Origin of the sequence: Salinarimonas ramus, assembly GCF_014645695.1 — a bacterium.
GTDB lineage: Bacteria > Pseudomonadota > Alphaproteobacteria > Rhizobiales > Beijerinckiaceae > Salinarimonas > Salinarimonas ramus.
Map to the genome: position 1 here is coordinate 172,796 of NZ_BMMF01000013.1, position 13,469 is coordinate 186,264.

Below are 13,469 nucleotides of genomic sequence, written 5' to 3' on the forward strand. Positions count from 1 at the left end.
GCGCACAAACGCGCCCTTCAGGTCGCGTGCGCCAGCCGATCGGCGAGCCAGGCCGCGACCCGCGCGGCGTTCTCGCCGCGCAGCACGTCGACGTGATCGCCGGGCACGGTCTCGACGCTGATCGCGCCGCGCACGAAGCGCCCCCAGCCGAGGGCCTCGTCCGCCATCTGCGCGGGATCGGTCCCCGCGAGGTCCTCCGCGCTCGGGCTCGCGCAGCGCAGCAGCGCGAGCGGTCCGTCGTAGGGGCCCGGGCGATAGGTGGCGCGCGCGAGCCCCGCGCCGCGGGTCGCCGCCAGCGTGGCGCCGAGATCGAGGGCGGAGGCGAGCCCGTCGAGCACGCCGCCCGATTCGAGCGTGCGCCGCACGAAGGCGAGGCGCTCCTCGGCGGGGATCGCCGCCACGGCGTCGGCCGTGAGCGTCGGCGCGCCGCCGCCGTAGCGCTCGAGGATCGTCCCGAGCTCGGCCAGCAGCGCCGCCTCGCCGAGCCCGGCATCGCCCGAGGGCTCCGCCGGCGGGGCGAGGGTGTCGATGATCGCGAGGAGCGTGGGCGGCATACCCGCCGCCGCCTCCTGGCGCGCCGCCTCGAAGGCGACGAGGCCGCCATAGGAATAGCCGGCGATCGCGAGGGTGCCCTCCGGCTGGACGGAGCGCATCGCGTCGCGATAGGCGCGGGCGAGCGCGACGAGATCGCCGCTCTCGATCCCGGCGGCGCCCGCCAGCTCCGGTGCCTGGATCGCGTGGAGCGGGCGCGCGCCGGGGAACGCGCGCGCGGCCTCGATGTAGCAGATCACCGCGCCCAGCGCCGGGTGGACGAGGAAGAGCGGCGCGCCCTTCCCCTCCGGTCGCAGCGGGACGAGGAGCGCGGAGCGACCAGTGGCCGTGCGCTCGCCCTCCGAGACGAGCCGCGCCACGCCCTCGATCGTCGGATCGCGAAGGAAGCCGGCGAGATCGACGCGGCCCGGCCAACGCTGCTCCAGGCGCCCCACCGCGCGCAGGACCTGCAGCGAATGCCCGCCGAGATCCGCCGTGAAATGGTCTCGCACGCCGATGCTCGCGGCATCCGCCTCCCCGCGGCCGAGGATCGCGAGCAGGATCGTCGCGATCTCCCGCGAAACCGCGTCCGCGGGGGGGCCGCCGCGCCCGCCGCGCATGGTGGCCGCCCCCGGCTCCGGCAGCGCGCCGCGATCGAGCTTCCCGCTCGACGTCAGCGGGAGCGCGTCGAGCACGATCCAGTCGCCCGGGCGCATCACCTCCGGCAGGCGCTCGGCGAGCGCCGCCTTCAGCGTCGTGAGAGCGGCCGGATCGTCCGCGGGCCCGACGACGTAGGCGATCAGCCGGCCGTCACCGGAGGCTCCCTTGCGGTAGACGATCGCGCAATCGCGTACGCCCGGACAGGCGCGCAGCACCGCCTCGATCTCGGCGAGCTCGACGCGCTGGCCGCGGATCTTCACCTGCCAGTCGATGCGCCCGAGATAATCGAGGCCGCCGTCCGCGCGGCGGGCGACGAGATCGCCGGTGCGGTACACGCGGTCCCCCGGCCGCGTGAGCCCGTCGCGCCCGGCGAGCGGGTCGGGCACGAAGCGCTCCGCCGTGAGGTCCGGGCGCGCGATGTAGCCGCGCGCGATCGCGACGCCGCCGATCAGCAGCTCGCCGGGCACCCCCACGGGGCAGGGATGACCGTGCGGATCGACGACGCGCAGGACGACGCCGTCGATGGCCCGGCCCATGGGTACGGACGCGCCCGTGTCTTCGGGCGCGCAGAGCCAGTGCGAGACCTCGATCGCCGCCTCGGTCGGGCCGTAGAGGTTGAGGATCTCGACGCCCGCATGCTCCCGGCAGCGGTCCCGCAGGTCGCCCGAGACGGCCTCTCCGCTGCACACGATCCGCCGCAGCGCGCGGCAGCGCCGGGGGCGGGCGGGGTCCTCGAGGAAGAGCTGCAGCATCGAGGGCACGAAGTGCATGAGCGTCACCGCCTCGCGCTCGGCGAGATCGGCGAGGTAGGCGGGATCGCGGTGGCCGCCGGGACGCGCGATCACCAGCGTCGCGCCCACGCTCAGCGGCCAGAGCCATTCCCACACGGAGACGTCGAACGTGAAGGGCGTCTTCTGCATCACCCGGTCGTCGGGCCCGATCGGATAGGCGCTCTGGCCCCAGGCGATGCGATTGGCGAGGCCCCGGCGCGTATTGACCACGCCCTTCGGCCGTCCCGTCGAGCCGGACGTGTAGAACACGTAGACCGGATCGTCCGGGCTCCCCGTCGGCGCCGGCGGCTGCGCCCGCGCGTCGGCCCAGGGCGGCGCCGGATCGTCGAGGGCGACCACCCTGGAACCGGCGGGCAGGTTTTCGGCCAGCCGAGACGTCGTCAGGACGAGGCACGGGCGCGCCTCGTCGAGCATCTGCGCGAGGCGCGGCGCCGGCACGTCGAGGCCGAGCGGCAGGAACGACCCACCGGCCTTCATCACCGCGAGCATCGCCTCGACGAGGGCGAAGGAGCGCTCGAGATGGAGCGCCACGACGACCTCCGGGCCGATGCCCTCGGCGCGCAGCCAATGTGCGAGCCGGTTCGCGCGCGCCTCGAGGTCGGCATAGGACAGCGCCTCCCCCTCGAGCACCAGCGCCGTCGCCTCGGGGGTCTCCGCCGCACGCGTGGAGACGAGGGTGGCCGGATCGACGAAGGGCGGCGCCGGCGGGCCGGCATCGTGGCGCGCGGCATCGTCCGGCAAGCAGGCGGGCCAGGCGCCGAGCGGGCCGTTCGCCGCGTCCGGCAGGGTTTCGAGCGCCGTGCGCAGCGCCGCCGCGAAAGCACGGGTGCGCGCGCCCGACAGGCGGCTCTCGTCGTGCACGAGGCGAAGCGCCGTGCGCTCCGCCACCTCGACGATGATCGTCAGCGGATAATCCGTGCGCGCCGCGACGGGATCTGCGGTGACGGCGAGCTCCGCGGGGCGCGCGCCCCCGGGCGGGAGGCTCTGCACCACGACGAGCGTGTCGAAAGGCGCCGCACCCGCCGGCACGTCGGCGAGGCGCTGCAGCTCCGCGAGCGAGAGGAAGGCGCGCGCCTGCATCTCCGCGAGATCGCGCTGCGCCGTGGCGAGGAAGGCGGCGAGCGGGACGTGCGGGTCGAGGACGAGGCGGTAGGGCAGCGTGTTGATGAAGAGCCCCACCATCTCCTCGACGCCGTCGAGCTCCGCCGGGCGCCCGGAGACGATCATTCCGCTCGCCACGTCTCGCCGGCGCAGGTGGCGCGAGAGGACGAGCGCCCAGGCGACCTGGACGAGCGTGTTGAGCGTGAGCCCCCGCGCGGCGGCGAAGTCCCGCAGCCGCTCGTCCGCCGCCGGATCGAGGATCTCCGAGGCCTCCCGCCAGGCCGGCTCGCCGCTCGCGGCACCGTCGGCGACGAGGGCGGGCGTGTCGAAGCCCGCGAGCCGCTCGCGCCACCAGGCGCGCGCCGCCGCCTGATCGCGCCCCGCGATCCAGGCGAGATGGTCCGAGAAGGCCGGCGCCACGGCATCCGGCGCGGCGCGCCCGTCGCGCTCGGCCGCATAGAAGGCGAAGAGGTCACGCTCGATGATGGCGAAGGACCAGCCGTCCACCATGACGTGATGGCAGGCCCAGAACACCTCCCATTCCTGCGCGCCCAGGCGCACGAGGGTGCAGCGCACGAGGGGCGCGGCCTCGAGATCGAACCCGGCGCCGGCCTCCTCGGCGTCCAACCGCCCGAGGGCGGCCACGCGGGCGGGCGCGTCGAGGGCGGAGAGGTCGATCCGCGAGACGGTCATCTCGACCCGCTCCTCGACGATCTGCACCGGCCGCTCGCGTCCTCGCCAGGCGATGCGCGTGCGCAGAGCCTCGTGGCGCGCGAGGAGCCGGTTCCAGGCGCGCTCCAGCGCGTTCGGGTCGAGGGGGCCTGCGACGTGCAGCCGGAAACGCTGGACGTAGAGCGGCAGGTCCGGCCGGCGCAGGCAGTGGAAGAGGAGGCCCTCCTGCAGCGGGGACAGCGGCAGCTCGCCGCTCGCGTCTGCGTGCGCGCGCGCCTCGCCCTGCGCCACGCTCTCCACCAGCGGCGCTAGGCCGGCGATGGTGGGGTTGGCGAAGAGCTGCACCGCCGTGAAGCCGAGGCCTGCGGCGCGGGCGCGCGAGACGAGCCGCACGCTCGTGATCGAATCGCCGCCGAGCTCGAAGAAGCTCTCGTCACGGCCCGGCGGCTCGATCTCCAGCACATCGGCCCAGACCGCGGCGAGCCGGCTCTCGATCCCCTCCCGCGGCGGCTCGCCGGTGCCGAGCGCGGGCCGCGCCTGCGGATCGGGCGGGGGCAGCGCGCGGCGGTCGATCTTGCCGTGCGGCGTCAGCGGCATGGCGTCGAGGCGCACGTAGAAGGACGGGCGCAGCCATATCGGCAGATGCGCCGCCGCATGCGCGCGCAGGGCGGGTTCGTCGAGGGGCGCACCGCTCGCAATCCACCAGGCGACGAGGACGTCGCGGCCCTCGTGGGAGACGGCGCGCACGACCACCTGCGCCACGCCCGGATGGCGCGCGAGCGCCGCCTGCGCCTCGCCCGGCTCGACGCGAAAGCCGCGGATCTTCACCTGATCGTCGATGCGCCCGACATAGCGCACCCGCCCGTCCGGCAGCCGGCAGCCGAGGTCGCCCGTGAGGTACATCCGCTCGCCGGGCGCCTGCGCGAACGGATCCGGCCGAAAGCGCTCCGCGGTGAGGTCGGCGCGGCCGACATAGCCGCGCGTCACCGCCGGACCCGCGAGCGCGATCTCGCCGAGCGCTCCCACGGGCACCGGGTTCAGGGCGGCGTCGACGAGGTGGAGGCGCATGTTCGCGACAGGCCTGCCGATGGCGGGCGCCTCGCCGGCCGTGCAGATCTCGCCGCTCGCCCAGACGGTGGTCTCCGTCGGGCCGTACGCGTTGACCATGGAGCGGCCCGTGGCGAAGCGCGTCGCGAGCGCCGCCGGGCAGGCCTCGCCCGCGACGACGAGGCTCCGCAGCCCGGCGAGCTCGCCCTCCGGCAGCGCGGAGAGGACCGATGGCGGGATCGTCATCATGCTCACCCGCGCCTCGCGCAGGAGCGCGAGGAAGGCCTCGTCCGGCTGCGGCGCGCCGTCGGGATGCAGGACGAGCGTCGCTCCCGCCCGCCAGACGAGGGCGAGCTCCCAGACGAAGGCGTCGAAGGTGACGGCCGAGACCTGCATCACCCGATCCTGCGGCGTCAGGCGAAACGCCTGAGCTTGCGCCTCGCACAGAGCCGAGAGGCCGCGATGGTGCCCCATGACGCCCTTGGGCATCCCGGTGGAGCCGGACGTGTAGATGACGTAGGCGAGCTGGTCGGGGTCGATCGCGACGTCGAGGCGGGTCTCCTCGGAGCTCGCCTCGTCGGCATCGACGTCGATGACGGGTGCCGCGACCGGCGGGAGCAGGGCCGCGCCGGCTTCGTCGGCGAGGATCACCGCGGGGCGGGCGTCCTCCAGGATCGCGCGCCAGCGGCCCGAGGCCTGGGCGGGATCGAGGACGAGGATCGCGCCGCCGGTCTTGAGAGCCGCGAGCACGGCGCAGACGAGGCGCGGCCCGCGGGCGATCGAGAGCGCGACGACCCGCTCCGGCCCGGCGCCGGCCGCCGCCGCGCGCCGCGCGAGCCGGTTCGCCTCGCGCTCGAGCCGCGCATGGCTCCACGCCTCGTCCCCGTGGATCAGAGCCGGATGGGCCGGATCGCGATCGTGCGCCGCCTCGAAGTGGCGATGGAGCCCGACAACCTCCGGCAGCGGACGTGCCGTCGCGTTCCAGGCGCCGCGCTCGAGGCGCATCACCTCCTCGCCGCCCAGCGCGACATGCGCGAAGGGCCGCTCGGGCTCCGCGAGGACGCAGGCGACGGCCCGGCGCACCGCGTTCGCGAGCCCCGCCATCGCCTCCGCGGCATGGAGCCGGCGGTCGTACTCGATGGCGCCCCCCAGGCGCGACCCGTCGTCGACCATGGAGAAGGCGAGGTCGAATTTCGGTGCGAAGGTCTTCGGCCCGCCGTCGGGCACCGGCTCGAAGCGCACCGCGCCGCCGGCGGCGTCGTCCGGCCCGCGCCGGCCCTCCTCCGTGCGCAGGCTCAGCACCACGTTGAAGAGCGGCTGGCGCTCGCCCTGGCGCTCCAGCGCGCGCACCACGCGATCGAAGGGCAGGTCCTGGTGCGCGAAGGCGCGCCGCACGGTCTCGGAGATGCGCCGGCAGGCCTCGGCGAAGCCGGGCTCGCCGGAGAGGTCCGTTCGCAGGGCGAGCTGGTTCACGAAGAGCCCGATCAGCTCCGCGTGCTCGGCGCGGGAACGCACCGAGGCCTCCGTGCCGACGACGACGTCCGTCGTGCGGGCGTAGCGCGACAGGACGAGCTTCAGGATGGCGAGGAAGCCGACATAGAGGCTGATGCGCTGCGTGCGGCAGAAGGCCTTGAAGGCGGAATAATGCGGCTCGTCGATGCCGAAGGGCAGCGTACCGACGGCGTCCACGGCCTCGCGCGCATCCGCCGTGCGCGGCAGGGCGATGCCGTCGGGCGCGTCGGCGAGCGCCTCCTTCCAGAAGGCGATCGCCGCCTCGGCACGCGGCCCCGCGAGGGTCGCCGCCTCCTCGCGCGCGACGTCGGCATAGCGCGCGGGCAGCCGCGGCAGGTCCGGCGCGCCGCCGGCGGAGAACGCGTGGTAGGCGTGCGCCAGCTCGCGCATCAGGATCGCCGCCGACCAGCCGTCGATCGCGATGTGGTGGACGACGACGTGCAGGACGGCGTCGTCCTCGGACATCATGTAGAGCGTCGCCCGCAGGACCTCGCGGGCGAGGTCGACGGGCGAGGAGCCGTCCTGCGCCGCCCGCTCGTCGACGACGCGGAGCGCCTCCTCGGGCGGCCGGTCGCCGAGCTCGACGACCCGCCAGCGCGGCGCCGCCGGCTCGACGATCCCGACGACCTCGCCGTCACGCTCCTCGTGGCGCGTGCGCAGGATCGCGTGGCGCTCCACGACGCAGGCGAGCGCCCGGCGAACGATGTCGCGATCGACGGGCCCGCGCAGGCGCACGGCCAGCGGCACGTTGTAGGCCGCGCGGCCGGGGTCGCGGCGGTCGAGATACCACATTCGCCGCTGCGCGCTGGTGAGGCGGACCGGCCCCTCCTCGGCTGCGGGCGTACTCTCGACAGGCGCGGCCGCGGGTGTCGCGCGCCGTGCGGCGAGCGCCTGCTCCAGCGCCCGGCGCTTCTCCGGCGAGAGCGCGCGAATGCGCTCGGAGAGCGAGGCGTCCGCCCCGCTCACGACGCCGCCCGCTGCGGGTGGACCGGTCGTGCGAGCCCCCGGCCGTCCTCGCGCAGTCGCGCGGCGGCCGCCATCAGCGCGGGCCAGGCCTCCATGAGCGCGCCGTAGAGGCCGATGAGCCGCCGGACGCGCAGGAGCCGCGCGGTCCGGTCGAGATCGGGGCCGATCGCACGGGGGATATGGCTGTCGTCCTCGGCGAGGCGCGTGCGCGCGAGGCCGAGCGCCAGCTCTGCATCACGCGCCCAGAACGCCTTCTCCGACGGCGCCGCCGCGATCCGCGCCTCGACGGCGGCGATCTCGGCATGCGCGTCCGCGAGCGCCCGCTCCCGCAGCCAGGCGTCGAACGCCTCCGGTGCGGCCGCGGCGGCGCGGGCGAGGCGGGAGCCGAGCGTGCGCAGCCGCTCGGCGGGCTCCTCGGGCAGCCCGTCCTCGTGGGCGAGCGCCGCGCGCACGAGGGCTGCGAGGTCGACGGCGTCCGGCAGGGGCCGCGCGCCCGGCGTGGGTGCGCGATCGTGCAGGATCATGCCCGGCAGGTGCGCCGCGACGGCTGTGGGATCGGCCAGCATCGACACGAAGCCGAAGAGCGCGTCCTCCCGCCGCTGCACGGGGAGGAACGGCACGAGCGGGCGGCGGGCGTCGAAGCCCGCGGACAGGCAGAAGAAATCGCCGCCGCGACCGAGCGTCAGGCCCGGCACGTCGCGAAGGATCTCCCGGCTCGCCAGCGCGCGGGAATAGGTCTCGGGGTCGGCGGTCACGAGGTCGAAGGACGGCCCGGTGAGCCAGCGTGCCTCGTCCGCCCCCGCCCAGCCGGAATCGCCGAGCCAGCCGTGGGAGGTCGTCACGATCCGCCCCTCGCCCTTCGCGAGCCGGGCGAAGGCGTCGGCGTCGGCGCCCTCCGCCCGCAGCGGACGTGCCGGGTCGGCCGCGAAGAGCGCCGGGACTTCCGCACCGAGATGGGCGGCGTGCTGCCCGAGCCAGTCGACGGCGCGCGGCACGGCGCCCGCGAGCGCCTCGGCGCGGCTCGCCGCGACGCGGATCTCCGCGATGCCGGCGTCGGAGCGCAATGTGACGCCCGTGTCATCCGCGGCGGCGCGCATGCGCATGTCGGCGCGGGTATCGTCGTCGACGCTGACGAAGGCCCGCCCGGCATTGTGCAGGAGGAGCGTGTTGCGCCCCGTCCCGTAGGGCGCGCCCGCGCCCTCGCCGTCGTCAAGGGCGAAGCGCACGATCGCCGGATCGACACCGGCGGCTTCGGCGAGCCGGGCGGCGAAGGCGTCGATCTCGGCCGCGCCGGCATAGGCGACGGGCAGGCCCGTGCGCGCGGCGAGGTGAGCGAGGACGCCTTCGTAGGCCGCCTCGGTGGCCGCGTCGGGCTGGCGGCCGCAGACGACGATCTCCGGTGAATGCCCATAATCCTGCGCGTTCGCGACGTAGGAGGCGAGGCATTCCGCGAGGCTCTCGGGCCGGCCGCTCGACGGCACGCCGATCGCCGCGACGCCGGGGCCGGGCTGCGCGTCGGGCGCCCGCGCGAGGAGCGCGCGGCGCAGCGCGTCGGGATCGAGCGTCGCACGGACCGGCTCCGCGGGGGGCGAGGCCGAAGCTCCCTCCGCTTCGTCTTCCCCTCGCCCTTCTTCTTGCCCTCGCCCCTCGATCTCGGCGAGGAGCGCCTCGAGATCGGCGTCGTCGCCCGCCTGCGCCATCAGCGCGGTCACGGCGACGGCGACCTCCTCGATGGTCGGGCCGTCCATGAAGGTGGCGAGCGGCAGGTCGACGCCGAGGCGCTCGCGCAGGCGCGCGATGATGCGGATGATCAGCAGCGAATGGCCGCCGAGCGAGAAGAAGTCGTCGCGGATGTCGATCTTGCGGATCTCGAGCACGTCCTGCCAGAGCTCGAGCAGCACCGCCTCGATCTCGGTGCGCGGCGCGCGGATCTCCGTCTCGTCGCTCGTCGCCTCCTGCGGCAGCGGCAGGCGGGCGCGGTCGATCTTGCCGTTGGTGTTGAGCTCGAAGCGCGGCAAGAGCACGATGTGCGCCGGGATCATGTAGTCCGGCAGGCGCTCGGCGAGATGCGCGCGCAGCCGCGGCACCTCCGGCGCCGGCCCCGATCCCGCCACCACGTAGGCGACGAGGCGGCGGTCGTCGCCGGGGAAGGTGCGCGCGATGACGAGGCAATCGCCGACGGACGGATGCGCGCGAAGGGCGATCTCCACCTCGGCCGGCTCGACGCGAAAGCCCCGGATCTTCAGCTGGTCGTCCGCGCGCCCGATCAGCTCGAGCGCGCCGTCGCGGCGCAGGCGCGCGATGTCGCCGCTGCGATACATCCGCTCGCCCGGCGTCGCGGCGAACGGATCGGGCAGGAAGCGCTCCGCCGTCATGCCGGGCGCGCCGTTGTAGCCGCGCGCGAGCGCCGTCCCGGCGAGGAAGAGCTCGCCGGGCATGCCTTCCGGCACGGGGTGGAGATAGCGGTCCAGCACGTAGCAGCGCGACGAGCGCACCGGGCGGCCGATGGGCGGCAGCGCGCCGTAATGGTCGGCGCGGGCGGTCACGTCGAGCGCGGTGACGACGTTGCTCTCGGTGGGCCCGTAATCGTTCCACAGCCGCAGGTGCGGGTAGCGCCGGAGAAGCCGCTCCACGGCGGGCGTGATCTTCAGCTGCTCGCCGGTGGCCATGACCTCCGTCAGCGCGAGCCGCTCCGGCGGCTGCCGCAGGATGCGCTCGGCCAGGAGGTCGAGGAGAACGACCGACACCACCGCGCGCTCGATGCCCTGCTCGAGATAGATGTCGACGGCGCGCGTGACGTCCGCCCGCTCGGCCTCCGTCAGGAGGTTCAGCGCGCCCCCGGTCATCAGGACGGAGAGGCTCTCGTTGAAGCTCGCGTCGAAGCCGATGGAGGCGAATTGCAGCGAGCGGGCGGGCTCCGGCAGCCGATCGACGAACCACGCCATCAGGTTCAGCTCCGCCCCGTGCGGATAGGCGACGCCCTTGGGCAGACCCGTGGAGCCGGACGTGTAGAGGATGTAGGCCGTCGCCTCGTGCGGCACGGTGGCGGGAAGCGGCGTGCGGGCGGCAGCTCCCTCGGCGGCGACGTCCGCGAGGTCGAGGACCGGCGCGCCCAGCGCCTCGGCGCGCTCGCGGGTGGCGGCATGCGCGAGGACGAAGGGCGCGCGGGAATTGGCCAGCACGAAGCGCAGGCGCTCCGTCGGCAGGCCGAGGTCGAGCGGCACGCAGGCGCCGCCGGCCTTGAGGATCGCCAGCATGGCGATCATCCGCTCGAAGCCGCGCTGCGTGGCGAAGGCGACGGACACGTCCGGCCCGACGCCTTTGGAAAGGAGGCCCGCGGCGAGCGCGTCGCTCCGCTCGGCGAGCTCGCGATGGGTGAGGACGACCTCGCCCGCGCGCAGCGCCTCGGCATCGGGCGTTCGCGCGGCGGCGGCGCGCAGGCGGGCTGCGATGGAATCGCCGGGATCGAGGGGCTCCGGCTCGGGATTGAGCCGGCTATAGATTTCGGCCGCGCGGTCCGGCGGCAGGAGCGGCACCGATCCGATCCGCCGGCGGGGATCGGCGGCGATGCCCGCGATCACCGTGCGCCACGCCTCCGCAAGCCGCTCGACGGTGTCGCGCTCGAACAGCTCCGTGTCGTACTCGATGGAGCCCTCGATGCGCCCGTCGACCTCCGCCAGCTCGACGTTGAGGTCGAACTTGGCCGTGCCGTTGTGGATCGGCACCGGCGTCGCCGCGAGATCGGGGAGCGCGATCGCGCCCGCGCCCGCTCCGGCGTCGTGGAGGCCGAACAGCGTCTGGACCAGCGGTCCGTGGCTGCGCGAGCGGGGGAGATCGAGGCGCTCGACGATGCGCTCGAAGGGCGTGCTCGCGTGCTGGAATCCCTCCAGCAGGCGCTCGCGCACGTGATCGAGCAGCGCCTCGAAACTCGGGTTCTCGCGGACGGCGATGCGCACGGGCAGCGTGTCGACGAAGAACCCGACGATGCGCTCGAGCTCCGGCCGGGCGCGGTTCGCCACGGGGACGCCGATCACCATGTCCTCGTCGCCGCCGACACGGTGGAGGACGATCGCCCAGGCCGCGAGCATGGCCATGAAGGGCGTGGCGCCCCGCTCCCCGGCGATCCGGCGCAGCTTCGCGGTGGCTTCCGGGGGGAAGGAGAGCGGCAGGCTGTCGCCGAGCTGGCGGCGAACGGCCGGGCGCGGCCGATCGCTCGGCAGGTTGATCGCCTCCGGCGCGCCGGCGAGGGTCGCGACCCAGTACTCCTCGTCCGCCCGCGCCGTCTCGGCGCGCGCGGCATCCGCCTGCCAGGCGACGTAATCGGCGAAGCCCGGCGCCTCGGGGGCGATCTCGGGCGCGCGCCCCGCGAGCGCCGCCGCGTAGAGCGCGGCGAGGTCCTGCGCGAGGATGCCCGTCGACCACGCGTCCGTGGCGATGTGGTGGATGGCGAGGAGGAGGACGTGATCGTCCTCGGCGATCCGCACGAGATGGGCCCGCGCGATGGGGCCGTTCGCGAGATCGAAGGGCCGCGCCGCGCAGCCGCGCAGGAGCGCCGCAGCCGCGTCCTCATCGGCGGCCGTGAGCGTCTCCAGGGGGAGACCGGTCGCCGGCGCGATGCGGACGACCGGCCCGTCGCGGCCCTCCAGGACGTGCGTGCGCAGCGCCTCGTGGCGCTCCGCGAGGCCGTCCAGGGCCTGCGCCAGCGCCGACGTGCTCGACCGTCCTCTCAACCGAAGCGCGAAAGCCGTGTTGTAGGCTCCGCTTTCCGGATCGAGCCTCTGGAGGAAGTAGAGCCGTCGCTGCCCCGGCGAGAGCGGCAGGTCGCCGTCGCGCGACACGCGCGGAATGCGGGCGCGGGGGCCCGACGCCGTCGCGCTCTTGCGTTCGCGGGCGCGCCGGAGCGCCTCCGCCTTCTGCGCCGGCGACAGCATCGGCCGATCCTCCTTCTCGACGGTGTGGAGCGTGGGCGGGCGCGGCGCCGGCGCGGCCGCGGCCTCCGCGAGGAGCCGCTCGACCGGCTCGACGGAGGATCGCGCGACGTAGTCCCGGGCGGTGCGCGCGACCGCGCGGGAGGCCTCTTCGTAGCCGGCTACGTCGCCCCAGAGCGCGGCGAGCGCATCGCGCCAGGGGCCGATCTCCTGGTCCGGCACGACGGGCTCGAGCAGCAGGTTCTCGCCGAGCCGGTCGCGATAACCCTCGATGGGGCGCACGGGGAGCGGCGCGCGGGTGCCGAGCAGCGCCTCCGGCAGCGCGCCGTGATCGGAGGCGAGCACCGGGACGCCACGCAGCATGGCGTCGACGGCGGCCATGCCGAAGCTCTCGAACCACAGGCTCGGCATCAGGACGACGCTCGTGCCTGCGAGGACGTCGTCGAGCGCGGGTCGGTTGGCGCGTATCTGGACGTTGGGCAGCCCCGCGAGCCGTCGCCGGTCGTCGGGCGTCGTCGCATAGCCGGGAAGCGCCGCGAAGGGCTTGTCGGGGAAGGCGGCTGCGAGGTCGCAGAAGAGGCCGAGCCCCTTCACCGCGCTCGCGTTGATCAAGAGCGCCGGTCCCGCGGGATCGGCGAGCATCGGATAGGGCCCGGTGCCGAAATGCGGCGGCGCGTAGAGATCCGCCGCGACGCCGGCATGGCGTTCGACGTAGGAGGCCGCCGCCCGGCTGAGCACGAGGCGCAGGCGGCAGCGGCGCACGAGCCGCGTGCGCTCCTCCCCCGGATAGAGGCTCTCGGGGCCGAAGGGGAAGAGCTGGGGCGTCAACGCCAGGTAGACGACGCGCTCGGGCGCCGCCTGGAGCGCCGCCTCGAGCAGGCTCTGGCTCGGATCCTCGCTCGCGACGAAGACCCAGTCCGGCCGCTCCCGCGCGATGGTCTCGCCGAGCGCCGCGATCATGCGGCCCTGGTCGGCGACGGCGTGGACGTCGACGCCGCTGTTCACGAAGCGCTCGCCGAAGGCGGTGGCGGTGAGCGCGTCGCCCTCGGCGAGACGGCGCGCGCGCCAATCGGCGTAGGTCTCCTCGGGGGGGCTCGAAAGTGCGGGCGTGACCACGGACACGGCATGCCCACGCGCGGCCAAGGCCTCGGCGAGCGCCCGGTTGGACCGGTTCGCGCCGCCGTGATAGCGGGTGTAGGGGACGTTCGTCGCCAGCACCAGTCGCAACATCCGCGCCCCTTCGGATCAGCCCGCTCCACCG

At 74.9% G+C, this 13,469-nt stretch carries 2 protein-coding genes; both read right to left on the reverse strand.

Going from position 1 to position 13,469, the window contains the following annotated elements; genetic code table 11:
* Positions 1-17: 17 nt before the first annotated feature.
* Complete coding sequence (locus IEX89_RS19945; protein WP_188915018.1) at positions 18-7,280, reverse strand: non-ribosomal peptide synthetase; 7,263 nt, start codon at positions 7,278-7,280, stop codon at positions 18-20.
* Positions 7,277-13,438, reverse strand: coding sequence for a non-ribosomal peptide synthetase (locus IEX89_RS19950; RefSeq protein WP_188915019.1), 6,162 nt, complete (start codon positions 13,436-13,438; stop codon positions 7,277-7,279). Before IEX89_RS19950 ends, IEX89_RS19945 begins: the two co-directional genes overlap by 4 nt.
* Positions 13,439-13,469: the final 31 nt, after the last annotated feature.

Bases quoted from the DNA above. Each gene is read 5' to 3' on its own strand.
- IEX89_RS19950 (WP_188915019.1), bottom strand. From the start codon at position 13,438: ATGTTGCGACTGGTGCTGGCGACGAACGTCCCCTACACCCGCTATCAC.